This is a genomic window from Xanthomonas campestris pv. campestris str. ATCC 33913 (genome assembly GCF_000007145.1).
Lineage (GTDB): Bacteria > Pseudomonadota > Gammaproteobacteria > Xanthomonadales > Xanthomonadaceae > Xanthomonas > Xanthomonas campestris.
Map to the genome: position 1 here is coordinate 2,940,114 of NC_003902.1, position 23,978 is coordinate 2,964,091.

At 56.4% G+C, this 23,978-nt stretch carries 20 protein-coding genes, 2 tRNA genes, 1 other RNA gene and 2 pseudogenes; 4 read left to right on the top strand and 21 right to left on the bottom strand.

Annotation, left to right across the window (positions count from 1 at the left end; genetic code table 11):
* Nucleotides 1–103 precede the first annotated feature (103 nt).
* Nucleotides 104–178, bottom strand: a non-coding RNA gene (locus tag XCC_RS12845) — sX9 sRNA.
* Between the two features lie 89 nt (nt 179–267).
* Nucleotides 268–1,884 carry an alpha-amylase family glycosyl hydrolase gene (locus XCC_RS12850; RefSeq protein ID WP_011037608.1) on the bottom strand — a complete coding sequence of 539 codons (1,617 nt, stop codon included), beginning with the start codon at nt 1,882–1,884 and terminating at the stop codon, nt 268–270.
* Between the two features lie 299 nt (nt 1,885–2,183).
* Here XCC_RS12850 and XCC_RS22680 point away from each other — a divergent pair.
* The 3 genes and pseudogenes from XCC_RS22680 to XCC_RS12860 form a co-directional block, all read left to right on the top strand.
* Nucleotides 2,184–2,339, top strand: a pseudogene (locus XCC_RS22680) (IS3 family transposase); the annotation flags it as partial.
* 80 nt (nt 2,340–2,419) lie between these two features.
* Nucleotides 2,420–2,641, top strand: coding sequence for an integrase core domain-containing protein (locus XCC_RS12855; RefSeq protein WP_158014643.1), 222 nt, complete (start codon nt 2,420–2,422; stop codon nt 2,639–2,641).
* A gap of 92 nt (nt 2,642–2,733) precedes the next feature.
* A pseudogene (locus XCC_RS12860) lies at nt 2,734–3,095 on the top strand (integrase core domain-containing protein); the annotation flags it as partial.
* 149 nt (nt 3,096–3,244) lie between these two features.
* Here the strand turns inward: XCC_RS12860 and XCC_RS12865 are convergent.
* The 13 genes from XCC_RS12865 to uvrB form a co-directional block, all read right to left on the bottom strand.
* Entirely contained in the window at nt 3,245–5,698 is a 2,454-nt protein-coding gene (locus XCC_RS12865) for a VirB4 family type IV secretion/conjugal transfer ATPase (protein WP_011037611.1), read from the bottom strand.
* Between the two features lie 107 nt (nt 5,699–5,805).
* Complete coding sequence (locus tag XCC_RS12870) at nt 5,806–6,117, bottom strand: type IV secretion system protein VirB3 (protein WP_011037612.1); 312 nt, start codon at nt 6,115–6,117, stop codon at nt 5,806–5,808.
* A complete protein-coding gene (locus XCC_RS12875; protein ID WP_011037613.1) occupies nt 6,110–6,514 on the bottom strand; it encodes a TrbC/VirB2 family protein in 405 nt (134 codons plus the stop codon). The genes XCC_RS12870 and XCC_RS12875 overlap by 8 nt, the downstream gene beginning before the upstream one ends.
* A gap of 62 nt (nt 6,515–6,576) precedes the next feature.
* Nucleotides 6,577–7,398 carry a lytic transglycosylase domain-containing protein gene (locus XCC_RS12880; protein WP_043877889.1) on the bottom strand — a complete coding sequence of 274 codons (822 nt, stop codon included), beginning with the start codon at nt 7,396–7,398 and terminating at the stop codon, nt 6,577–6,579.
* Nucleotides 7,399–7,455: 57 nt separating this feature from the next.
* On the bottom strand, nt 7,456–8,496 hold the full coding sequence (gene virB11, locus XCC_RS12885) for a P-type DNA transfer ATPase VirB11 (protein ID WP_029628928.1): 1,041 nt from the start codon (nt 8,494–8,496) through the stop codon (nt 7,456–7,458).
* A 14-nt stretch (nt 8,497–8,510) separates the two neighbouring features.
* Complete coding sequence (locus XCC_RS12890; RefSeq protein WP_011037616.1) at nt 8,511–9,692, bottom strand: TrbI/VirB10 family protein; 1,182 nt, start codon at nt 9,690–9,692, stop codon at nt 8,511–8,513.
* Nucleotides 9,689–10,456, bottom strand: coding sequence for a TrbG/VirB9 family P-type conjugative transfer protein (locus XCC_RS12895; RefSeq protein ID WP_011037617.1), 768 nt, complete (start codon nt 10,454–10,456; stop codon nt 9,689–9,691). Before XCC_RS12895 ends, XCC_RS12890 begins: the two co-directional genes overlap by 4 nt.
* Entirely contained in the window at nt 10,453–11,481 is a 1,029-nt protein-coding gene (locus XCC_RS12900; protein ID WP_019237536.1) for a virB8 family protein, read from the bottom strand. The genes XCC_RS12895 and XCC_RS12900 overlap by 4 nt, the downstream gene beginning before the upstream one ends.
* A 125-nt stretch (nt 11,482–11,606) precedes the next feature.
* Nucleotides 11,607–12,017 carry a TcpQ domain-containing protein gene (locus XCC_RS12905; protein ID WP_019237537.1) on the bottom strand — a complete coding sequence of 137 codons (411 nt, stop codon included), beginning with the start codon at nt 12,015–12,017 and terminating at the stop codon, nt 11,607–11,609.
* A 328-nt stretch (nt 12,018–12,345) separates the two neighbouring features.
* Complete coding sequence (locus XCC_RS12910; protein WP_011037620.1) at nt 12,346–14,019, bottom strand: type IV secretory system conjugative DNA transfer family protein; 1,674 nt, start codon at nt 14,017–14,019, stop codon at nt 12,346–12,348.
* A gap of 33 nt (nt 14,020–14,052) precedes the next feature.
* The gene (locus XCC_RS12915; RefSeq protein WP_011269633.1) at nt 14,053–14,295 is read right to left on the bottom strand and encodes a hypothetical protein; all 243 of its coding nucleotides are present in this window, start codon (nt 14,293–14,295) and stop codon (nt 14,053–14,055) included.
* Nucleotides 14,296–14,696: 401 nt separating this feature from the next.
* Nucleotides 14,697–14,771: transfer RNA gene (locus XCC_RS12920), tRNA-Val, on the bottom strand.
* A gap of 98 nt (nt 14,772–14,869) precedes the next feature.
* Nucleotides 14,870–16,891 carry an excinuclease ABC subunit UvrB gene (gene uvrB / locus XCC_RS12925; RefSeq protein WP_011037621.1) on the bottom strand — a complete coding sequence of 674 codons (2,022 nt, stop codon included), beginning with the start codon at nt 16,889–16,891 and terminating at the stop codon, nt 14,870–14,872.
* A 139-nt stretch (nt 16,892–17,030) separates the two neighbouring features.
* On the opposite strand from uvrB, the gene XCC_RS12930 reads away from it, so the two are divergent.
* On the top strand, nt 17,031–17,582 hold the full coding sequence (locus XCC_RS12930) for a GspH/FimT family pseudopilin (RefSeq protein WP_011037622.1): 552 nt from the start codon (nt 17,031–17,033) through the stop codon (nt 17,580–17,582).
* Nucleotides 17,583–17,623: 41 nt separating this feature from the next.
* Here XCC_RS12930 and XCC_RS12935 read toward each other — a convergent pair.
* From XCC_RS12935 to XCC_RS12960, 6 genes are all read right to left on the bottom strand, one after another.
* Nucleotides 17,624–17,700, bottom strand: a tRNA-Asn gene (locus XCC_RS12935).
* A gap of 62 nt (nt 17,701–17,762) precedes the next feature.
* Complete coding sequence (locus XCC_RS12940; RefSeq protein ID WP_230309684.1) at nt 17,763–18,119, bottom strand: type IV pilin protein; 357 nt, start codon at nt 18,117–18,119, stop codon at nt 17,763–17,765.
* An 86-nt stretch (nt 18,120–18,205) separates the two neighbouring features.
* A complete protein-coding gene (locus tag XCC_RS12945) occupies nt 18,206–19,756 on the bottom strand; it encodes a pilus assembly protein (protein ID WP_011037624.1) in 1,551 nt (516 codons plus the stop codon).
* A 109-nt stretch (nt 19,757–19,865) separates the two neighbouring features.
* Nucleotides 19,866–21,233, bottom strand: coding sequence for an IS5-like element IS1478 family transposase (locus XCC_RS12950; protein WP_011035783.1), 1,368 nt, complete (start codon nt 21,231–21,233; stop codon nt 19,866–19,868).
* Between the two features lie 26 nt (nt 21,234–21,259).
* The gene (locus XCC_RS12955; RefSeq protein ID WP_228442141.1) at nt 21,260–23,446 is read right to left on the bottom strand and encodes a hypothetical protein; all 2,187 of its coding nucleotides are present in this window, start codon (nt 23,444–23,446) and stop codon (nt 21,260–21,262) included.
* A gap of 12 nt (nt 23,447–23,458) precedes the next feature.
* Nucleotides 23,459–23,977, bottom strand: coding sequence for a pilus assembly PilX family protein (locus tag XCC_RS12960; protein ID WP_011037626.1), 519 nt, complete (start codon nt 23,975–23,977; stop codon nt 23,459–23,461).
* Nucleotide 23,978 lies beyond the last annotated feature (1 nt).

A 23,978-nucleotide genomic window follows, 5' to 3' on the forward strand; every position in this document is an offset into this window, starting at 1 on the left:
AGAGGTTCCCTAATAGCGCGCAAGACGATCGGCGTGCAACGAAAACAGAGCGGCATCGCAAAGAATGTCGCCCCGCTTACAAAACCCTCTCAAGCCTAAGAGCGGCTAACAAAACGTAGCGAGCAGTCGTCAGGTGGGTGCGGACGGCGCGGAGGAACCGGAATGTACGTGGGTGCATGCCGATTCCGAGCACCGGCCGCGCCCGCCTGGCGGCTGCGCAGTAGCTTTGATAGCTGCTCCAAGCCGAGAGGTTTCAGCTGCGCTTACTCAGCCACGACCGACAGCAGCAACGACCGCATGCCCGGCCAGCCTTAGGTGTCCGCCATCCATCGCCCCAAGCTCGACACCAGGTACATCGACCTGCTCCCACTCGCCTGCAGGCAAAGCCAGGTCGGCAGGATCGGCGGACAGATTGAATGCCAACAGCACAACCTGGCCGGCGTGTTCGCGGCGGAACATCAGCACCGGTTCGGCCGTGTCGTAGAAAGCGATGGATCCCTCACGCAGCGCCGGCATCTCTTTGCGCCAAGCTAGAAAATCCCGTACTGCACTCAACACGGAATGCGCATCATCCTGTTGCACGCTCACAGCAGCGGCACGATGCGACGCAGCTAACGGCAGCCAAGGCTTGCCGCTGGTGAATCCGGCAGATGGCGCGTCGGTCCATGGCATCGGCGTACGGCAGCCATCCCGGCCCTTGAAGGTCGGCCAGAAAGTTATTCCATACGGATCCTGCAGGTCCTCGAACGCCACCTCTGCCTCACTGAGCCCGAGCTCTTCGCCCTGATATAGGCAGATCGATCCACGCAGCGAACACAGCAGCGCCACCACCATCCGCGCGAACGCCGGCGTCGCATGCGCCCCACCCCAGCGCGTTACCGCGCGCACTACGTCGTGATTGGAAATGGCCCAGCATGGCCAGCCCTCCAACATGGTGGCCTCGAGCCGGCTTACGGTGTCGCGGATGTAGGCAGCGCTGTAATCCTGCACCAGCAGCTCGAAGCTGTAGCCCATATGCAAGCGGCCCTGGGCGGTGTATTCGGCGGTGGTGGCCAGCGAATCTTCCGACGAGATCTCGCCAAGGCTCACTGCATTCGGATAAAGATCCAGCAGCCCGCGCAGGCGCTCGAGGAACGCTAGATTTTCCGGCTGCGTGTTGTTGAAGTAATGATACTGGTAGGCGTAAGGATTGTCCGCGCTGAAGCCGCGCCCCACCCGCTTGTCTGCCGGCTTGGCCGGGTTATCGCGCAGTTGCGCGTCGTGAAAGCAGAAGTTGATCGCATCCAGACGGAACCCATCCACACCGCGATCGAGCCAGAACCGCACGTTATCGAGCGTTGCCTGCTGCACCTCGGCGTTGTGGAAATTGAGATCGGGCTGGTCCACCAGAAAGTTGTGCAGGTAGTACTGCTCACGCCGCGGCTCCCACTGCCATGCGACCCCACCAAACAACGACAGCCAGTTGTTCGGCGGCGTTCCATCCTCGCGCGGATCGGCCCACACGTACCAATCAGCCTTCGGGTTGCTCCGGTCCTGTCGGCTCTCCTGAAACCACACATGCGCGATCGAGGAATGGCTCAGTACCTGATCGATCATCACTTTCAACCCAAGGCCATGTGCCTTTTCGAGCAAGCGATCGAAATCGACCAACGACCCGAACAACGGGTCCACCGCGCGATAGTCTGCGATGTCATAGCCGAAATCGGCCATCGGCGACTTGAAAAAAGGCGAAATCCAGATCGCATCTACTCCCAGCCCGGCGATGTAGTCGAGCTTGGCAATGATGCCCGGCAGATCGCCTACGCCATCGCCATTGGAATCCAGAAAACTACGCGGATAAATCTGATAAATGACGGCCCCGCGCCACCATGGTGTCTGCGACATATACGCCCCTCCCGGGCCAATGGGGGCGCAAGAAAGAGCGCCCAGCCAAGAGCGTTAGCGTAGCTGGGCAACTGAGGTTGAGCGTGTCCGTGCATACGTATTCATAGGCAAACATTGCTGCATGAATAGTTCGACCTTATTTACGAGAATGAGGGACTGTCTTTAAGACATTTGCAGGCGCCGACGCAGTCGCAGCGCACGGCGACGTCAACCGATAAAGGTCGCCACCGCAGCGAATGCATTATGGGGCATGGACTTCGTCAGTGACGCACTGTTTTGATAATCGCCGTTTCCGGTCAATGACGGTGGTGGATCACTTCACGCATGAGTGGCCGGACATCGTCGTTGACCAGTCGCTGAAAGGCGACGACGTCGCCGATGCGATGACGCGACTGGTGGCTCAGCGAGGCAAACCTACGGCGATCAAAGTGGACAACGGGAGTGAGTTTTCCGGCAAGGTTCATGGATCGGTGGGCATAAAAAACAGGGTGGAGCCGGACTTCTCCGGCGCGGCAAACCAACCGATAACGCCTTGGTGGAAAGCTTCAACGGACACCTGCGGCAGGAGTGCCTCAACACGCGTTGGTTCTTGTCACTGGCCGACGCACAAAGCAAGATCGAACAATGGCGACGCTTCTATAACCAGGAGCGGTCCCACAGTGCACTGGCATGGAAAACTCCTGAAGAACTAGCCCGAAAATACGGGTCCCAAGCGAATTCCCAGGCGCCAAATCAGGCCGAAATCTCTACTAGCTAATGGCTCTGGAATCGGGTGCGGGTCACATCAGTCCCGACCCTAAACCCGGCCGCTACTCAGAGCGGGGGGACGCCGCGCAGACGTCTTGATGTCGGCGCTTCCGCACCTTCAATGTCATCGACGACTTCAGTCGGGAAGCGTTGGCGATCGAAGTGAAATCGAATCTTACGGCCGCCCGCGTCATCCGCACGTTCGATGCATCGCGGTCTGGCGCGGCTATCCGAACAAGCTCCGTTTGGACAACGGACCGGAATTTGTCGCGTTGGCCTTGGCCGAGTGAGCCGAGCGCAAAGGCATCTTGCTGGACTTCATCGTGCAGGGACGCCCGATGCAAAACGGTTTTATCGAACGCTTCAACGGCAGCTACCCGCGCGGCGTGCTGAACATGCACATCTTCAGCACGCTGAGTGAAATTCGCAAACAGACCGAACACTTGCTGGCCGACTACAACCAATAAATCCGGCACTCTTGAACCTCGTTGTTCAGACCTTCCCTAATTCTGTTAACACTCGAGAAACATGTCTGACCTTGGCTATCAAGGCGATTCTTGCCTCGGGCTACACAGTTGAACATATAGCTGGGCGAATTTTGTAGGTGTAAGAATTACACATCCTCTACTTCCTTGTCCTTGACAGACTTGCGTTTGCCCGAGCCCCTACGGTTTGCATAGAAGTCCTCCAACCATTGCTCCGGGGTCAGCTGGCCAACGCTAACGCCCAACTTCCCGGCCTTGCGCGATAAAATCTGATGCATAATCTCGATATTATCGGTAGAAGACGAAATGACCGACAACGCATCGTCCATGCCGCGCAGATTAAGCTGGCAGACCGCAGAAGCGTGCCCCTGCTTGACAAGAAAGCACCGTGAGCGCTCGTCCAGAGATACTACAACTTGGTACTCAGCATCGGTGAGCTTGAGCCCATCGATGTAGTCGTCGCGGCTAGCATTGGGATTCGGTAACAACACCATCGTGGCGGTCTGCTCGATCAGGGCCGCTGCGATGTCGCTAGCCAGGGCATCTTCCGGACTTTGTGTGGCAAAGATCCCCAGGCCGTTTTGCTTACGAATAGTTTTCTGTTTGTTCTTGGCGAATTCCTTCAACCCGCCTTCTCCGTCTAAGATCTTCCAGAACTCATCCATCACATAAATCAGAGGGCGGCCATCGATAAGCGCCTCGAGTCGGTGTAGCAAGTAGTTGATTACCGGAACACGCACTTCAACATTATCGATTACATCTGTGTAATCGAAACCAATGATGGAAGCACGCGTTAAATCGATGGTGTCCACCGGGTTGTCAAAAACCCAGCCCAGCGAATTTCCGGCAGTCCAACGACGCAGGCGTGCATACAGGCCATCGTCGCCCATGTTGGGCAGGCTCTTGCGGAAGTTACTCATGCTGCGCAAGTGCATCGGAGTATCCAGCATGCCTCCGACCGCGCGGTAGATGTCTTCTTCTTCACGCGAGCTGTACTCTGTTTTGCCGCCCAGCACTTTAATCAGTTCGGCCAGAAACTGCGTGTTGACCTCGTTACTCTCACACTGGAACGGATTGAAACCAGTTGGCGAACCATTTTCCAGCGCAAGATAGTTACCGCCACAAGCACGCACGAAGATCTCCGCGCCACGATCTTTGTCGAAAAAGAAGATCGTCGGAACCGGGTCGAACTTCTGCACCTGGCTCAACAGGAAATTGATTAGCGCCGTCTTACCAGTACCCGACTTGCCGATGACCATCGTGTTTCCGATAGCTTTTTCGCCCAGGGAATTCTCGGCTGGGTGAGTTGCATGGAAATTAAAGTAATACGGCTGGCCATTGGTAGTCTGCAAAGTGGTTACAGCATCGCCCCAAGGATTGTTGTGCTGCTTGCCTTGAGCGAAATTATGCAGCGGCGACAGCCCGAGGAAGTTGAGCGAACTCAGATTGGCTATGCGCGTGCGGAACCGCCAGTTGCCGGGCAACTGAGAATAAAACGATGACGCGATCGCCAAGTCTTCCTTGGACGATACAAAACCAGCGTTGGATAGCTCGGCACGCGTGGTTGCAATTTGCCGGGCAAGTTTCTCCTGACTGTCGGAATATACCGCGACGGTGAAGTGATATTCGCCAAGCACAAAATTGCCCGATGCCACATCATCCATCGCCAAGTCAAGATCGCGAATCTGGCTAGAAGACTTGTCGCCCGATGAAATCATCATGCCCTTAGTACGCTCCAGCACCTTCAATGCGTCATGACGACCCACGGGGCTGAAGGAATGTGTGACCACATACTCGAAGTCAAGATACTTCAGACCATTGAGGATGCCTGGATATGTCCCGTCGGCATATTCCTTTACATTAAGAATCGCACCAAAGTGGTTGATGCCATCCGGAGTGCGAATGACAAAGTCACCGGTTTTGTTAGCGAACATGTGCTTGCTGACGGGTAAGTATGCTGCCACAGGAGCCTGCAAGACAGGAACCGGTTCATCGATTCGATTCAGCAGATAGCCTAGGAACTCCAGCGTTTCGGAAAAAACGACGCCATTCTTCGCTTCGTACATACCCAGTCGATATGGCGAGTAGTCCTTTAGGACAGCCTCTACATTGGTGGCCAGCTCGATCACCTTGGCGATAGCTTGCTCTTCTTCGACTCGGATCTTGTCCGGATCGCCGGATTTCTCCACCAAACGCTTGCCCGTGACCACAGGCCGATAGATCATGCTGAAGTACAATTCGTTCTGCATGATCTTCTGCGAGGACAATGCCGCGTAGTACTCGTCGGACAAAGCCTGGTTGAACGACTGTTTGAAACGGCCAGAGTTGCCGATCTTACGACGACGTCGGACATCATGGACCCAGAAGGCAACATTGGCAAAATCGGGCGCACGCAGGGTTTGCACAAGACGATTGAAGGTATTGTGCCGCTGCTCCAACTCAAACTCGTCACGTCCAACGAAAGGCAGGCCCGCAAGATGCCAGATCAACAAGTAGTCGCCACCGGTGGTTTTTAGAACGGACGGAGCGACATGTGTCGAAATGGAGACGAACTCACTAATGGGACTATCTGGGCTGAACATGGTCTTACCAAGTTAAGAGGGAAGCATCACATCGATATATTCTTGATCTTGCAAAGTGCCAACCCCACGCATTTGCCGGCGTGGGGTTGGTTAGCAGCTCTATTAGCTCATTGACGTTTTCCAGCGGGGTGCTTTCGATATTCGTTGGGACTGAATACCCACATTCCTGAATAGCGCTGGATATTCCGTACACGCATACGAAATAGCCAGCGCAGCCCAAGCAGCCTGAAGATCATCTCGTCCCGCTTAGCCACTTGCTGCATGACGAAGATGATGACAGGAATCGTCAAGAGATACCAAAGATTAAAATACATCCCCAATAGGAGCCCACCGCCCGCACCGATGAAAAATGGGATGTAAGGCACTCCCAAAAACATCGCCGGGCGTGTGCACCCACGGAAAAGCACATCTTTATGCATAGTATTGGGCGGACTGAAGCAGCATCATGCTGGAAGTACTGCAATCCTGAGTGCCGTCGCCACCGATTACCATGTTGGCAATCTGAGCGGCCGCACCAATCAGAACACCACCGATCAGGATAGGAGACACTTCTGAGATACGCTTGTGCGCAAATGCAATTTGATATCCGGCAATCACTACCGCGATCGTAACAACAAGCGCCGAGCCCATATTCAGCAGGCCGTTGACATTGTTAAGAAAGCCACACATCTTTTCACCAGTATCGCCGAGACCAGTTTCCGTTGCCACGGCCCCGCCAGCGGCGAGCAGCAACGAGGTGAACACCAACGCCTTAAGGGCCTGGGCTCCGATCATCTTGGCATCAGCCGCCAACTTTTTATCGATTTCGAACTTCATGTCAAACTCCTTGGGAACAGGGGGGGTCTAGCAGCCAGTCCTTGGCAGGTTTTCCATCCTGATTAAAAAACAAATGCTGTGTCGGTCTCCTGCGTTGCGGGCACCGGTCGCGCTGGCACCGCGCTAGCGGGCGTCTGATCCCTCCCGGTTGGCCCCTGCTGCATACCGGCAGGCATTGCAACCCCCCGTCCCTGCCCAGTCGCCTTGACGACATAAAACTCGTCTTCTGCTGAACGTGCCGGGGATACTTGCGGAAGCGGCAGTTGCTCAAGCGGAGGAGGTGCAAGCATATAGCCCTGCTGTGAATTTCCTGTGCGCCCGGAACTTGAGAGATCCCGAATTCGACGTGCCACAATGGCGTCGGCAAGCTCGGCAGCTGTTTGATGCAAGGGATTTTCGACACGGACCTTGATTGGGCGACTTGGAAGCACCGCGATAGGCTCACTCCCCGAAGATGCCACCGACTGACGAATAGAGGCATAGATCTTCTGGACATAACCATGCTTGAAGCCGGTTTCGAAATTGCCTGAATAATAGCAACTAAACGATTTACCCCAGTTGGCGCCGGATCGCGAGTGACATTCGGCTAAAATTTTCGATGCCGCCACGAGGTTAGGGCACTTGGCAAATGCCATCTCATAGCTGGTTAGCCCATATTTCTGCAGGTTGTAGCGATTGACTTGACCAAGGCCTAAGGAAAAGTTGTAGCCCTTCTGCTCAAGCATCTTCGCTGTGGCCACCGCTTCTTCCAAACCACGCGGTTCGCGTGCCAGACGGCCGCCAACGACACCAATGGCGTACGGATTGCGGGAAGACTCAACGCGCACGACATGCTGCATGACCTCGCCGGGTACGGCAAGTCCAGTACATCCCATCAATTCCATGCCAGGCAACATAACGGTTTCCTCGAAACTGGATCGACGTCAATCATTGGCGGCCGATCAGCCGCCACGCAGTGTTCTTGCCGGATCGAAGTCGATCCCAGTAATAAAGCGGCGCCCAGCATGCGCCTTGATGTGAACCACGATATCGATGGTCATGCGCAGCAGCCGCTTGATAACCTCGAACTCCAGCCCGGAACCTTCATTGGAGGCCTTCACCATGAGCGCGAGCTGGTCCCAGGTCTGTTCCACGCTGCCTGCGTGGCAGCTGGTGATTGAACCAGGATGGCCGGATGCACAATTGCGGATGAAATAGAACGATTCGTCACCACGCAACTCAGCAAGGATGATCCGATCAGGCTTCATGCGCAGGCAGGCCTCCATGCAACTCTTAGCGGTCACATTACTCGCACTCTGCCCCCCTTTCGAGTACAACAGATGCACCGAATTCGGCTGGCTGATGAATAGCTCGCGGGCGTCCTCGATGGTAACCAGGCGTTCTTCGTTCGGAATGTGGTTGACAAGAGCCTTCATGAAAGTAGTCTTGCCACTACCAGTCGCACCGGCCACCACTACATTCTTCTTGTAAAGTACCGACTTCTTGAAGAATTCGGAGTACTGCTTGCTACGACGCAACTCAAGCAGTTCGCGGTCTTGTTCGCTGACATCCGCAGCTTGCTCAAGCACCTCGTCGAAGAACCCGTCGCTGGTGTACTGCTCGAGCGTCTTGGTATGTTTGGACGGCAAGCGAATCGTGATCGAGACCTTCCCCGCATCGCACGCGGGCGGAATTACGAACTGTGCGCGTTGGCCAGTGGGAAACGTTAATGAGACCACCGGATCGGCATCGGTAATGCGCTGACCAGTATTGCTCTCGTTGACGACTGCCGTGCAGAACTGTCGGGCGCGATCAAAGGTCAGCGACGGTACCTCCATGCGCTGCCAGCCGTTGATCGTTTCCAAATACAACTCGCCAGGACGATTGATACAAATTTCCGTGACTTCGGGAGAATTCAGATAATCCAGGATTCCCAGTACGGAGTACTGATAATCCAGGAAATCATTCGAGATCCGCGCTGTCGGCGAATCGTCGATCGTCATGGCCGTGGTCGCGCTCACTTAGGCAGCACCGCTGAGAAATCGACATCCTTTGCAACGTAAACGTTCAGGACTGTTCCCTGATTGATCGTCAGCGTTGCCGGGCGACGACCTGACTTTTCCATGGCCTGCTGTGCAAGCTGCTGCATGCTCTCTGCAGTGTTGCTCTCGAATGGCCTCTGCGTAACGATCCCGGAGCCAACGCCAATAGTAGTCGTCTCTGGACCGTATTCTGCAGCGGCGTATTTGAAAGCATCGCTTAAAAGGCTAATAAACAATGCCGAGGCGATCTTGTTGCCCCAGTGGGCGTTGTAGTCGCCAGGATGACCAGCGCTGCCCAGCGTGTCGATACCTGGACCCATTAGAGTGACATCAAGGCCAGTGGGCGTGGTCACCCGGTCCCAAACAACCTGCAGACGCTGGGTCGTTGGCTCACCCGCGCCGTATTGACCCAACATTTTTGAGCCCTTGGGTAACAACAGGTTGTGCCCATTGATCGAGTATACAGGCTCGGTAACGATGCAGGACGTATAGCCACCGAAATCCGAAATGATCCGCGTCTCCAGAATACAACGGATATAAGTGCCACGTACGAGCAACCCATCAGGATTGCTAATCGGCTTGGCCAACGTCACCTGTTCCTGTTCTTGGCCCCTAGGCTGAGCACTAGGTTCGCCCGGCAGACCGGGACCATCAGAGCTGCCAGCAGTAGCGGACTGCTCGGCCAGAATGCGTCGCTCCAATAAGGTCGGACCCCGAGGCTGCTGAGGAGCGGAAGCTACGATCTCGCTTTCATCGGTAGGCATGGGCGGCAAAGGAGGCAAACTCGGCTGCTGAGCTAAAGGCACCGGAGCCATCTCGACAGGCGCGGTCATGCTCTGTGGCAGCGCCGGTGCGACAACCGTTTCGGTGCGAGGCTTGACCGGTGCAGAGTCTTCAGAACTCCGATTTGCCAACCAGAAAATAGCCAAAAGCAGTAGCCCGGCAAGCAACGCGAGGAACACCAGCGCCTTCCGGTTCAACCGCTTCATATCGCTAGAACGCAGCACAGGCTCATTCGCATCCAGATCCGGCTCAGCAGCCGCCTGCTGGCGTGCGAAATATGGATTGTTACGCTCATCGTGCTCGTTTGTCGCTGGCCCGTCCGATCGATTGTCCCGGGAGCGTTCTTCGGGGCTGTTTGGAATGTTTGAGTTCACTTTTGCTTGTTCCTTCGCAGACCAACGACGTTATCGCCATGACGAACCACCAGAAAAGGATAGGTTCCATGCACGATCAAGGTATTACCCTCAACAGTCGTATTTACGAGAAAATCCTCGCTATGCTCCTTCTCCCGAGCAAACACCGCTGGAAAGTTACCCGTAGGGAATCGCGTTAAATCCATATTTATATAAGTGAATTTACCATCATCATAGACACGACTTGGAACCAGCCAGGACTTCTTGGTCCGCGTGGCGTAATCATAATCGTAGTAGTAAAGACGATCTTTGAGAATCTTCGCGTTCAACAGCGGACCATTCTTTGCGGCAGCGGCATCCTCACCATTGTTAAAGCTGGTATCTTTTGGATAACTGAATACAACCTTGTATTGCACGCCGGCCTGCTTAGCCTGCTCTAGGCGCTGCCAATCGGTCGCCACAACCTTGAGTTCGAGAATATAAGAATGCGTAGCCGTACGAATCATCATATTCGTATCGACATCTACATTCTTGGGCTTCAAATAAAATACATTTTCACGGCGCGTCAACTCCCAGCCACCAGTAAAACCAGTGCTGTAATCGAGAATCTTCTCATTTGGACTAAGTTCGATCTGGGTTGTAATACCCAGACCAGTACGCACTTGGTAAATGCGATCAGGCGTGTACTCATACTCTTGCACGACTTGAGAGGCGACCGGAAATGCACATAGCACGAGCGGCAATGCTGCGACCAATGCTGCCCTGTAAGGGTTAAAGGGATTCATCGACCGCTTGCTCCATTGACATTGTTCGGCATCCCTTGAGGTTGAATCGTGGGCTGAGCTTGAGGTTGGCTGGCTGACTGAGGTTGCGCCTGTCCAGGATATCCAGGCTGCTGCTGTTGCATCGGCGCGCTCCCTGGGCCCGTAGGCATAACCTGCTGCATGGGGGAGCCGGCCTGCCCCGCAGCGCCTGCTACGTTTTGTTCAGCCATGCCTGGAGTCATCTGCTGCTGATATACGGAAGCCTGTGGTGCAGCCTGCGCCTGCGTGCTGATTGAGGCCGGCGCTGCAGGCAAGGCCGAATAGTCGCTATCGACCCGATAATCAGTCACACGGAAACCTAAAGGATTTTCCACTCTAAGGCTATCGCTCATCTGCAGATTGTCTTGGTAGGCGAACCCCATCGTCGCAATTTTATTATCTAACAAAGTTGTCACAGTAGATGTCTTGTCATAGACATTGCGCTGAAAGCGTACGGTCGCACCCGTGTATGCTTTACCCTTGCCACCAACCAGGGTGATACTGAGAATATTGATCCGGATTGCGCGCGACCTTCCATATGTATTGAAAGGTCTCAGTGGATTATTGCCGGCATGCAGCGTGCGATACTCGGCAAGTACATTTGTCGCTGCCATCGCTGCAACGGTGTTCCAATCGCGATCACCAATGGTGGACACATCGAATGATTCACGCGCCAGGATGAAACGCGCGATGTTGCTGCGCGCCAATGCCTCACTGGTGCTGATGGTGCGGCCGCCGTAATTCGCTTCGAGCTTGGCGATAGTACTGGTACCAGAATAAGCATCAGCCATCACAAGGTACGGCACTTTCTCTTTCAGCGGCAACATGTAGTAGTAACCACCAGCTGTTATGACGGTGATTAACATGGAAACGGTCGCAACTAACCATGCGCGCCTTTCACTGCGCCGCGCGAGATCAGCGATGCTCACCTCGTAATTGACCGCCTTCTGGACGGCCGCGCCAACCTGGGCGGACCCATCCTTTTCACTGACCTTCTTACGCAACATGTCTAGATCCGTCACCGTGAGGCCTTGTCAGGCCTGAAACTATTGCCGCGGCAAGCGCGGGCACCTTTGGGGCTTGAGTTACTTCATCACTCTGCGAGGTGCGCAAGTGCATCAAGCGGAGCTCCTCAGAGCTTTGCTCCTGTAGATACGGGGACGGGCTGAACCAACAACTTGTTTGCAGATACCGATACCGAGACACCCTGAGCTGCATAGATCGCGCTCAGCTCAGTAGCTGCCTGCTGGACGCTGGTGGTGCTGATGTTTGAAACCGGCGCAATTAGGGTGTAGTCTGAAGGCAAGTTGTATGACAGCTGCATATTGGAATCTGCAGCCCACCGCTCAAGCATTGTTTTCAAGGTGCCGTCCATCGGCGTTGCCTGATAGGTGTACGAGGTATAGAGCGGAATTTCGGTGGGAGCCTCGTCAAAATGATTGACATGCCTCCAGCGCCCGCCGAAATCAGGAGCAGGCTTGGTTGCGCATGCGCCCAGCACGGCAACTGCTACGAGGACCAACGACAGCTTGGACACAAACATCGGATTCACTCAAACCTCTCCAACTCATGAAATTCGGGCGTAGCCCAGGCAGCACAAGGCCTCCGTGCACCATCAGGCGACGAAGGCAATTTTTGACAAGAGAAGATATAGCCACTCCCCGCGCTCAATCGCTGCATGGCGGCAAGGCTAGATATAACTAATTGAGAATCTGGACCCACCACTGAACCATCCATAGTCACTCCTTTGGTGTCGTCCGACACCTTCCCCACTGCACTTTTACGACTTGTAGCGAAACATAACTTTGCCCTTAACAGGCACATGAGTCAAGCATTCCCTGCCATGCGTTGTAAGAGTTAGGTGGTGCAAGTCAAAATTTGATGGTCAAGGTCGCCACGCCCACCTTAGGCAACAGCCGGACAGTGAAGTACCGGTCTTCGTAGTAGCGGATCTTGTCGCACTTCACCGGGTGCGGGATTCCTTCGTATAGGAAGACTTCCTTCTCGTTGCCCATGGCCTTGAGCTCCTGCGGCAACATCAGCGCCCGGCGCTCCTCGGAAACGCTATGCGTCGTCTCACGCCCTCTGGTGACGTTCTTCTTCTTGATGGTGGTGTACCCCAGCATCTCGGAGTAGTCATTCGCGTCCTGCTGCTCACGCGGGGCGTAGAGGATCTGCAGGGCGTGGTTGGTGATGATGGTGCGCGAGAGGTCCTTGCCGTAGGTGGCGTCCAGCTGCGCCATGCTCTGGATGATGGGCAGCAGACGGATGTTGTAGCCGGCCATGTAGGCCACGGCAGTGGAGATGATGTCCACCTTGCCGATCGAGGTGAACTCGTCCATCAGCAACAGGCACTGGTATTTGAGCTCAGGGTTGGCCTTGGGTAGTTCGCGGGTGTTGAGGTTGATGATCTGGCTGAAAAGCAGATTGATGATCAGGCGGCTCTCGGCCAGCTTGTTGGGCTGGATGCCGATGTAGATGGTCATCTTCTTCTTGCGCAGATCCGTCAGCAGGAAATCGTCGGCGCTGGTAGCAGCGTCCAGAACGGGATTGATCCAGGCGTTGAGCGGCTCTTTCAGGGTGCCCATGATGGAGGCGAAGGTCTCATCCGCCTGTGACAGCATGTTGGCAAACGCCGACTTGGCGTTGCTGCTGAGGAACCTGCGTTCGGACAGCGACTTCAGATATTTCTTGAGGTCGGTGCCGTCACCCGACGAGAGACGGTAGATTCCGCCCAACGTAGGCGCCCCTGCCCCGCCCGGGAAGCCCAGTGACAGCTCCTCGTCCCAGTTTTCGAACAGATAAAGAGAGAACGCCATGAACGCGTTGCGCGCCTGGCTGACCCAGAATTTCTGATCGTCGGAACCGTCCGGGTACAGCATCGCGGCGATGCTCATCAGATCCGAGACGCGGAAGGCCGGATCGGCCGACACGTAGGTGAGCGGGTTCCAGCGGTGCGTGCGGCGATCTTCCGCAAACGGATTGAAGAGAAAAACCTCGTGCCCCTGGCTGGCACGCCAGCCGCTGGTCAGATCGAAGTTTTCCTGCTTGATGTCCAGAACCACCACCGATTCCTGGTACTCGAGCAGATTCGGAATGACCACGCCCACGCCCTTACCGGAGCGCGTCGGCGCGGCGAGGATGACGAACTGCTGGCCACTGAGCCGGACCAACTTGCCATTGAACTTGCCGACTACGATGCCATTCGGGCTTGGTTTGAACAGCCCATGCTTGGAGAGGTCGGCAGCGCCCGCAAAGCGCGCGTCGCCATGCAGCGCCTTCTGCTTGGGCTTGACCAGCAGCACCATGCCGATTGCCCAGACGATCCCCGGCAGGCCGAAACCGAACGCCCCAGCCAACTTGATCTTGGTCACGTACGGCGCAACCTCCGGAAGACCCATGGCGCTGACGTAGCGATAGTAGGTGTCCCACGCGTACAGCTTGGTATCCAGCCGCAATAGCAGCAACGTCAGGTAGCCCGACAGGCAATACCCGATGAGCATCGTCACCACGGTGGCGATTGCGGCGATTTTGAGCTTGGACACGCGCCCTTCTCCCTGGCTTGCTTCTGTCAGCGTTTAGCGACGAATAGTTGACTTGTGATCCAGCGTGTCGGACTTGCGCCCACCGCCTTCGCTTTCGACCAGTGAGTCGATCCAGACTTTGGCCTGATCCAGCGAGAGGTCGGGCGTCAAGCGCGTGCCCGCGTCCGTGACAACTGCGTAAGCCACGACGCTGTCAGCGGCATAGACCTCTTCACGCGTGATGGCCACAACGCGATAGCCCCCTCTGGTCAGCACGGTGTGCTGGTACTCGTCCATCGCCAGTCTTCCTTTCCGTCAGCGCGGTAGGCGATGCTAAAGCAAGACGTGCGTCTGAGAAAGCGATTTCAACGCTGCGCATGCCCGGCCGGGCTCGCCATGACACAGCGGGTGCCAAGCGATCACGGCCGCAATACCACGAAGTACGCTTTTCCCGCATTTTTTAGCGGCCTGAGGCAGGCCCTAGCCCATTCTTGACCAGCCAGCGCGAGGCGTTGGATGAAACACCGCCTTTCGCGCTGGGCTGGGCCCAAAGCCAGAGAGGACGGCTTGTCACCAGAATAAAAGCACCCGCAGACATGCAGAACTTTACTCGTTCCCAGGGGGTCACTTTGGTGTCAGTGGCAGCCATCGCTGCCGGTGTTGAACCACTCAAGTCGCTGTGCCGTCTGGACTTGTAGTGGTGGGCGGTACAGGGTTCGAACCTGTGACCCCTACCATGTCAAGGTAGTGCTCTACCGCTGAGCTAACCGCCCGTTTCCTGCGTCAGCATTGCGCTGTGCAGGGCGCGCATTCTAGCGCAGGGATTTGGCTGCCACAAGCCCTCCCTGTGCGCGATCGCGGTGCTGGCACCTCACGCGAGGCTGGCCGCCTTGAGCTTCAGGATCTGGTCGCGGATCTGCGCCGCCGCTTCGAATTCCAGATCCTTGGCGTGCTGGTACATCTTCTGCTCGAGTGCCTTGAGCTTGCCGGCAATTTCGGCAGGCCCCATCGCGCGATAGTCGGCGGGCTCCTCGGCCACCTGGCGCGACTTCGAGCGCCCCTTGCCAGCCTTCTTCTCGGCCGCGTCTTCGCGCGCGCCTTCCATGATGTCGGAGATCGGCCGCGCGACCGACTTCGGGGTGATGCCGTGCTCAAGGTTGTACTCAACCTGCTTCTCGCGCCGGCGGTCAGTCTCGTCGATGGCCGCCTGCATCGAACGCGTCATCTTGTCGGCATAGAGGATCGCCTTGCCGCGCAGGTTGCGCGCCGCGCGCCCGATGGTCTGGATCAGCGAGCCGGTGGAGCGCAGGAAGCCTTCCTTGTCTGCGTCCAGGATCGCAACCAGCGACACCTCCGGCATGTCCAGGCCTTCGCGCAATAGATTGATGCCGACCAGTACGTCGAACTTGCCAAGGCGCAGGTCGCGGATGATCTCTACGCGCTCTACGGTGTCGATGTCCGAGTGCAGATAGCGCACGCGGATGCCGTGCTCACCGAGGTATTCGGTGAGGTTTTCGGCCATACGCTTGGTCAAAGTGGTGACCAGCACGCGGTCGCCCAGCTTGATGCGCTCGTGCACCTCGGACATCAGATCGTCGACCTGTGTGCCTACCGGGCGGATCTCGACCACCGGGTCGATCAAGCCGGTAGGCCGCACCACCAGCTCGGTGATCTCGCCAGCAGATTCGCGCAGCTCGTACGGCCCCGGTGTTGCCGACACATAGATGCTACGCGGCGAACGCGCTTCCCATTCCTCAAAGCGCAACGGGCGATTGTCCAGCGCCGACGGCAGGCGGAAGCCGAATTCCACCAGCGTTTCCTTGCGCGAGCGGTCGCCCTTGTACATTGCGCCGATCTGCGGAATGGTCACGTGCGACTCGTCGATCACCAGCAGCGCATCCGGCGGCAAGTAGTCGAACAAGGTCGGCGGCGGCTCGCCAGGCGCCTTGCCGGTCAAGTGCCGCGAGTAGTTCTCGATGCCGTTACAGAAGCCCACCTCGGCCATCATCTCCAGATCGAACTGGGTGCGTTGCGCCAGGCGCTGCGCCTCCACCAGCTTGTTCTGCGAATACAACTGCTCCAAGCGCTCCTTCAACTCTTCTTTGATGGTGTCGACCGCGCTCAAGGTGCGCTCGCGCGTGGTGGCGTAATGGGTCTTGGGATACACGGTGTAACGCTGCAGCTTGCGCAGCGTCTCGCCGGTCAGCGGATCGAACAGCGTCAGTTGCTCGATGTCGCCATCGAACAGTTCGATGCGCAACGCCTCGGTATCCGACTCGGCGGGAAAAACGTCAAGCACCTCGCCGCGCACACGGAACGCGCCGCGCGTGAGCTCGAACTCGTTGCGCGTGTACTGCAGATCGGTGAGATGGCGGATCAGCTGGCGCTGATCGATGTGCTCGCCGATCGAGAGAATCAGGCGCAGCGACAGATAGTCTTCTGGCGCGCCGAGGCCGTAGATCGCCGAAACCGTGGCCACCACCAGCGAGTCGCGCCGCGACAGCAGCGTCTTGGTCGCCGACAGACGCATCTGCTCGATGTGCTCGTTGATCGAGCTGTCCTTCTCGATGAAGGTGTCCGACGACGGCACGTATGCTTCAGGCTGGTAATAGTCGTAATAGCTGACGAAGTACTCCACCGCGTTGTTCGGGAAAAACGACTTGAACTCGCCGTACAGCTGCGCCGCCAACGTCTTGTTCGGCGCCATCACTAGCGTCGGCTTCTGCACCTGCTGCACGACGTTGGCGATGGTGTAGGTCTTACCCGAACCCGTCACCCCCAGCAGCGTCTGCTTGGCCAGCCCCGCCTCGAAGTTGGCCACCAACTTGTCGATGGCCGCAGGTTGGTCGCCGGCTGGGGAATACGGGGATACAAGCTCAAAGCGGTCGGTCATGGAGCAACTCTCGGGGGAGGACAGTACGAAACAACGGAGGTCTTTGAAGGTAGAAACCTGACAGCACGCCAGGCCAAAGCCCCCTGCTGCACCACGCAATCACCGCAGAGACTGCTACTCCAGCCAACGGAGAGGCGCGATGCAGACAGGACCTCAGTCACCCGCAAAAGGGTACACGGCAACCGAGCTACTCATCGTGATGGCAGTGCTCGGCCTGCTTGCCGCAATTGCGCTGCCGAGCTTCAGCAGCCTGATCGAGCGGCAGCGGTTGCAGACCCGCGTCCACCTACTCACGGCACATCTGGCATTGGCCAGAAGTATGGCGATCATGCGCCGGACTGCGATCAGCGTTTGCCCCTCCTCAGATGGAACCATGTGCCGAACAGACAGCAACTGGTCCGCAGGGTGGATCCTTTTTGCGGATCCCGCCAACGCAGGCCAACCAAGCAGCGCACTGTCCGTCTTGAGAGTTGAACAACACGCGACGACGCAGAGCTTGAGTGTCACGAGCACAGCAGGAAGGCCGCTGATCCGCTTCATGCCTGATGGTCGCAGCGGCGGCAGCAACGCCACGATCAGCCTCTGCATCCAGTCAGAGCGAGTGGCCGACATCGTGATCAACAACTCTGGCAGAGCACGATCCGTTCGCTACCCAGTGATGCAGAGCTGTCCGGCACCTGCGCAGACATAAAACAAGAAGGCCGCGACTAGTCGCGGCCTTCTTGAACATCTTGGCGCCCGAAGTTGGACTCGAACCAACGACCCCCTGATTAACAGTCAAGTGCTCTAACCGGCTGAGCTATTCGGGCGGGGAGGCGTATTCTAGACAGGCTACCCTGAAGATGCAACCCCTAATCCGCCAGTCTTTACATCACCAACAGTCGGACTTGGTGCCCTTGGAATTGGACTTCCTTGAGGCTTGATCAATGCCAAGGTCGCCGCACTTGTCTTGCACTTGGTTGCCCTGTGCGGTCGCAGAGATCGAGAAGGTCGACTGGGTGGTTTGAAGAGCGAGCCGATACGCGGCTGTTCCTTCCTCCCGAGGCGAAACTTGCGTTGGCAGCGAAAAATTAACGTAGGTATTTCGTACGGTGTAGAACCTTACCGCTAACTGCGCATACTCGACGAGATCGGCCTTAGCCTGCGCCCGCCGGGACTTACGGACATACTCGGCGTAGCTCGGATACGCAATGGCAGACAAGATCGCTATTACCGCTACGACGATCATCAACTCAATCAATGTGAACCCGGAAACGGCTCGTCCCGATTTCCGCACTGGCGCCACACGCCCCCTAACTGCTTGCAAGAACGTTGTCATTGGACCTGCCTCCAGGACTGCCTGCCGCATGGGTAAGGGATATAGAGCGGGCCAGACCCGGCGGCAGTGACGACCATCCAGCAAGCCTGCCCGCCAGGCGCACTACCACTCTCAGCCGGAGACAACCGAGGAATCGCGGAGACTCCAACATCCTTGACTGGCGCATTACCGCTCGTGGTCAGCGGCGTCGCAGCAGTTCTCGAGGCAAAGCTGGCGCCTGTAGGAGATCCTTTACGTGCGTCCATCAAAGCACCATCCCCAGTCCGCGTATCCAAGCCGAACAACCAGTTTGCACCATCTGGTTTGCAACCTGAACTCACCACCGCAGGCGTATAGGTTGGAATAAACACAATTCCGGACGCAATCGAGGGGCTACCAACCATCCGCTCCTTCGCTGGCAAATCCACATACCAGCCTTGTGAGTTAGCCGGAGCTGCGGCCCGGCTCAATGTCCGATCACCATCCTGAACAACCGTACTTCCTCGCAAATTCGCCCGCGTTGCCGTGGTCAGCGGCGCACCTCTGACGGTGTCATTTACACCGTAAAGCGATTGAATTGCTTCGTCCTTTGGGTCACTTTCAAAAGAAAAACTTCCGGTACCAAAGAAAAGCATCACACCGCCTGCGTCTCCGGCAGTAGCCACAAGCCCTCCTGTAATAGGTTGCCGATAGGTCTGTCCGCTCTCAACGGATGTTCTGGTGGTAAAAAATGGCACGGTGACTGATGCTGCCGAACTGCGGAGATCGAATTTCCAGATAGCACCCTTCTGGTCGGCGCCATAAACTGTGTCCGCATAGCCATCCCGCACCCCGTCAGTCTGCGATGCCCCACCCCACCGATCCACAACAACTATATTCCCTAGCCCGTTGCTACCAGCAATCGTACTACCGGTCTCTGTCGCTTCGATCATCGTAACGGCAGGCGCACCTGTCTTAATATCCACAACAAACAAGACTGCCTTACCATTTCGGCTATTGTAGCCATTACCGAAAATCGCTTTCCACGTAACAGCTCCTGCAGCATTCTTGACCGGGACGATGACCGGCTTTCCGAGCACATGACCGATATTGTTCCTGATGGCAGTCGAAAGACTGGAGTCAAGATCACTTATTTCCCACAGCTTACTGGAAGTTGAGAAATTCGAAGGATTGGTCACATCCAATGCGAATATACTACGCCCACCTGCCCCCGCGGCACCGACCACAACCGTCTTCCAACTGCCAGCATAATTAGCGTCACCCACGACGACGGGACCATCCACGTAATAACGGTGCTCGTACTCAGTGGTTCTGTTGGTGGGGTCCGAGGGCAAAAGGAGATTACCCATATGCCCTAAAGCAGTCGCAGGAATATAAGCAAAACGTTCAAGCCCTCCGCTTGCATCCATCGAGCCATCTGCCGTCATACCCGCATCAAAAGCATGAAGCATGCCGTCATTCGCACCGACATAAACTGTATATCGTCCCGACGCAGACTTTGCGCTAAGATAAGAGCCATAGGTCGTTCCCAACGCATCTGGCAAAGCCCGATAGCCATAATCATCCATGGGCGCACTGATAACCGGAGCTGAATTAATTATATCACCCAAGCGAGAAGTGCGATCACGGAAACCACCACTATTTCTGACCTCATTAGTCGCCCCTGAAAAACCCCCTTCAAGCACCAAGTGTCATCGGCGACAGCGGCACGGCGCTAAAGGATGGCCATCCCATCGCCCGCATCCAGGCACGCAAAAACGCGATCCAGCGCAGCAGCCAGCGCAGGTTGTAGCCGGCGGCGCAGCCGAGTACGTGCAGCGCATCGCCTTGTGCACCTTTCAGCCTGCAGCGACGCAACCTGCAGTCGTCTTTCAGATGTCCGATCACCGGTTCCACCGCCTGCCGTCGTTTGATCCAGCGCCATTGCCGTCGCGTCAGCGTCTTGGCCTTGCCACGATGGAGCACCTGCACGCCATCGACCTCGCGCCCGCGATAGCCCAGGTCCACGATCGCCACCGTCGGTTCTACGCTCAGATCCTGCAGCAACCCGCGTGTCTGCTCCAGCTGCTCGGCCAAGGTGTCGCCGTCGTACGGGTTGCCCGGGAAGCTACGCGCACCCACGACCAATCCCTTGCAGGCGGTGACCGCAATGCCGACCTTGACGCCGAATTCGTACGCTTGACGCGCCTTGCCCTTACCGATGCATTCCACTTCCGGGGCATGCAATGCGTACAGTTTTTGTTTGTCCTTCGGACGCTGCGTGTACAGCCGTTGCGCACGTTCCAGCCAGACCGCGATGCGCTCGCGCACGCCGGGTTCCACCTGGTCCAGCTTGCGCGCGATATCGCGCAACACCCGCCCCAAGACCGTGCGTTGACGTCGCAGCACGCGCTGCATGCGCTTGAACTGGCGTGCATGCGCATAGCGGCCCGCCTTGCGGCTCAGGGCCGGACCTTGCCGTGCGTAGCTCTGCCGCAACCCGATGCCGTAACGCTTGGCCAGCAGCACCAGTTTCTTGCGTGCCACCTCCAGCAACCGACTATCGGTCGGATAGGCAATCGCCTTTTCCTGCACCGTGGTGTCCACGATCACCCGCGACAACTCGCGTGCGTCCACCGCCTGCATGGCATGTGCAGCGTTGATGGTGTGTGCCAGCAACTCTTCCATCCCCGCTTCGTCAAGCCGCTGACGCCAGCGCGTCAGCGAGCTGGCATCGCACGGCAAGCGCGTCTGGAACACGACCTCGCCAGTGAAAAACTGCCAATACGGATTTTCCAGCCAACGCTCGCACACCGCCTCATCGGACAGGTCGTAGGCGTGTTTGAGGTAGAGCAAACCGGCGATCAGCCGCACCGGCAATGCCGGCCGACCGCCACCAGCCTGGGTGGCCGGCAAGCGCGATGAAAGTGCTTGCTCCAACGCCGTCCACGGCATCCGTTGGCTCAGCTGCGCCAGCGGATGCCGCAGATCGATCTGGTTCTCCAGGCGCGAACGAAACAACTCCTCGGCAGGCATGTGCTCGGCAGCAGGACGGCGTGTATGCATGAGTGGAAATTGCCAGAAACCAGCCTTCAGCGTAGCGAAAACTGGTAGTTCTGGCACGCCACTGCAGACATCAAGGCCTTGCGGGCGTTGGGTGATTGGGGGTTTTTCAGGGGCGACTCATTAGCAGGATCTCCTCTCAAATAAGCGATAGCCGTCCGCGCAGTCGCACCGATGGAGGTTAGACCGGCCTCAGAACACTTCGACATTGAAGGATAAAGCCCGGCCGGCTTTGAACACAAGTCAGCCAACGAAATACTTGTGTCATTGAACGCGGCAGCAACCCCTGCCTCGTTCACAATAATATTCCGAGATGCCGGGGTCATTGCGGCAAGACGGGCGCTGGCCTCCCATACTGGTGTCGTTATGGGTAGCCGGGATTGCGGATCAAGTGAGACGCGACTCCCGATTAGACGACTGTACCAGTCCGTGCCATCTGTCCCGATTTGATAGGCTGGCGCCACAGCAAATGATCCGTTCCCGATTCGCGCCCCAGTCTGCGCAGCGGTACCAGATGGCGACTCTCCCGCCGTCACAGATGTAATGACGCGATCGATCGCAGCGGTGACGTCCGCTGGCGTTCTAGCATTAATGTAATCCCCACGGGTATTAATAGCAGCATGCCAAATATCGTCAACAGTCGCAGGATCGTTATCTGACCGTGCAGGCCAGTTCCGATAAATGGCAGCATCCGTGTACGCGTCCTGCACTATGTCCGGATTAAAGAGGTTTCCACGTGCGCCAAGCGTAACTCCATAAAAATTGATGTGGAGATTTTTTTGGCAGTCGAGTCGCACACTGGGTGCCGCAGCACAGGCACTCGGCACGGGAACTAAACCCGCAGGCAAATCCGGTCGCAGCGGAGATCTCCCAGCAACATCGTTATAATACTTAGCTGCAATATCCCCCATCGTATTGTCATAGGTATCGCTAAAAGGGGGGCCCATTCCGCCGTCACCTTGCGCATTGGTTGCACCTGCAGAACCGCCAGGGTTATTATTGTAACCATCAGTAAAAAGCATTACCGCATTTTTTTGACACGCGAATTGAATGGGAGATCCAGTATCGGTTCTCTGAAACTGTATCCCTGCAGCATTCACGGCCTCACGGTTAGGCGTACCCCCACTAGCCGTAAGCGCAATCATCTCAGCATAAAGAGCCTTTCTTTGAGTATCGTTACCCATGGTCCGCATTGGTAACGCATCGCTTACTGAATCGAAGCTAGCGTGCTGATTGATACGAAAATAGCCAACGCGCAGATCCTGCCTCACATTGACCAAAGAGCGCGTCAGACCCGCGACGATTGCTTTATTACGATTCCCATAAAAAGAGAACCAATTAGCAAAATTCCGCAAGGCGTCAGTGGAGCTTGCATTAATTGTGTACTTCCACAAATCGCAACCTTGCCCGCAAGCATTAGCTACTCTGATTCGAGGAGTGTCCACACTGTTGTATGCGTTGACCGAGCCCGGAAGAACCGGAAACGGATCATTATTAGACGTGTAGGGAGTGAAAAATACCGAGCGAACTGTAGAAATCAGCACATCTGCTGGACCAGCAGTCCATTCAGATCCATTCGCGGTTTGAGTTCCGCCCAAATTATTTCCGCTATAGACCCTATAGCGGGTGCCCACTGGAATCACCATCCCATTTTGCATTCTAGACGAATCGGAACGATCGCCCCAAATCAAATTTTGCGTAAGATTTACAGTTGCGGTATATGTTGGTCGAGGGTCGATTGGTGTAGCAGTCGTGCTTGCATCCCCCCAGGACTCCTTCCCGTCTTCCTTAATCCATGGATCATATACTACACGAGGATTGTAGTAAGTCGGGTTGTAGGCAGCCGACCTTGCAAATCCATAGAGATCAATAGGTGGCACGCCAAGCCGACTAGTATCGATTCTAGGACCAACCATCACATGATTGTAACCGCAAAGACCGCTAGTATTAAGGGCTCCAGCCGACGAAAAAAAGCTTTCTCGGGCAGTGCTCCAGCACCCTTGTCCGTCAGCTCCGGGAAACTGCGTTTGAAAGGTCATAGAACCAGAGTCGTCTACCGCCATAATGAATGCTGGCGGGATAGACAACTGGTTATTAAGCGGCTCCTGCGCCAGGATTCCCTGGCCTTGCGCAGCAACCAGCATATAGACCAAGCCCAGCCCAAGCAGGCTGACCATAGTGGAGGCAGCAATAAGCTTTACTTTGCGCGATGGCATGACTGTAGGCCTTTAAAGCTTGAAGACGGTATCAATGGCGGACCTCGACGAGGCGTTTGTCTCATCGTCCACGGAAACGCCTGTGATTTGAAAGATCGGCGACGCAGAATCCATCGGCGGCCCCATCCCAATGCTCGCCTCGCCCTCGATACACTGGTCTATCTGACGTACATTTGTGGCCTCGATCGAGGTCTGCTCGCGGGCCCACAGCACCGGGTCAAAACCATCATCGCATCCGCGTTTTATGCTGGCAGAGGTCACCGTACTGCCAGTTGGTAGCGCGGTGCGGTTGGAAATCGCCTCAACTGACGCCTCGCCGTTACGTACGACACCCTCCGCTTGCTGGAAAGCACGGTTAACGGCACGGTAGTTGGATGCCATCTTTTCCTGCATCCCTGCCACCTGCATTGCAGAAATACCTAACAACGCAAGCAGAATCAACATGATCAGGGCGACATACAGAACAGCGCCCCTCTGCCGACTACGCGAGGACAAAGATACTTTATTCACGAGTGTGCGCTGAGGATTCATG

Excerpts from the sequence above, each read along its gene's own strand:
- XCC_RS12850 (WP_011037608.1), bottom strand. The coding sequence starts at position 1,884 with ATGTCGCAGACACCATGGTGGCGCGGGGCCGTCATTTATCAGATTTAT.
- XCC_RS12865 (WP_011037611.1), bottom strand. The coding sequence starts at position 5,698 with ATGTTCAGCCCAGATAGTCCCATTAGTGAGTTCGTCTCCATTTCGACA.
- XCC_RS12870 (WP_011037612.1), bottom strand. The coding sequence starts at position 6,117 with ATGCATAAAGATGTGCTTTTCCGTGGGTGCACACGCCCGGCGATGTTT.
- XCC_RS12875 (WP_011037613.1), bottom strand. The coding sequence starts at position 6,514 with ATGAAGTTCGAAATCGATAAAAAGTTGGCGGCTGATGCCAAGATGATC.
- XCC_RS12880 (WP_043877889.1), bottom strand. The coding sequence starts at position 7,398 with ATGGAATTGATGGGATGTACTGGACTTGCCGTACCCGGCGAGGTCATG.
- virB11 (WP_029628928.1), bottom strand. The coding sequence starts at position 8,496 with ATGACGATCGACGATTCGCCGACAGCGCGGATCTCGAATGATTTCCTG.
- XCC_RS12895 (WP_011037617.1), bottom strand. The coding sequence starts at position 10,456 with ATGAATCCCTTTAACCCTTACAGGGCAGCATTGGTCGCAGCATTGCCG.
- XCC_RS12900 (WP_019237536.1), bottom strand. The coding sequence starts at position 11,481 with ATGTTGCGTAAGAAGGTCAGTGAAAAGGATGGGTCCGCCCAGGTTGGC.
- XCC_RS12905 (WP_019237537.1), bottom strand. The coding sequence starts at position 12,017 with ATGTTTGTGTCCAAGCTGTCGTTGGTCCTCGTAGCAGTTGCCGTGCTG.
- XCC_RS12915 (WP_011269633.1), bottom strand. The coding sequence starts at position 14,295 with ATGGACGAGTACCAGCACACCGTGCTGACCAGAGGGGGCTATCGCGTT.
- uvrB (WP_011037621.1), bottom strand. The coding sequence starts at position 16,891 with ATGACCGACCGCTTTGAGCTTGTATCCCCGTATTCCCCAGCCGGCGAC.
- XCC_RS12930 (WP_011037622.1), top strand. The coding sequence starts at position 17,031 with ATGCAGACAGGACCTCAGTCACCCGCAAAAGGGTACACGGCAACCGAG.
- XCC_RS12940 (WP_230309684.1), bottom strand. The coding sequence starts at position 18,119 with ATGATCGTCGTAGCGGTAATAGCGATCTTGTCTGCCATTGCGTATCCG.
- XCC_RS12945 (WP_011037624.1), bottom strand. The coding sequence starts at position 19,756 with ATGGATGATTATGGCTATCGGGCTTTGCCAGATGCGTTGGGAACGACC.
- XCC_RS12950 (WP_011035783.1), bottom strand. The coding sequence starts at position 21,233 with ATGCATACACGCCGTCCTGCTGCCGAGCACATGCCTGCCGAGGAGTTG.
- XCC_RS12955 (WP_228442141.1), bottom strand. The coding sequence starts at position 23,446 with ATGCCATCGCGCAAAGTAAAGCTTATTGCTGCCTCCACTATGGTCAGC.
- XCC_RS12960 (WP_011037626.1), bottom strand. The coding sequence starts at position 23,977 with ATGAATCCTCAGCGCACACTCGTGAATAAAGTATCTTTGTCCTCGCGT.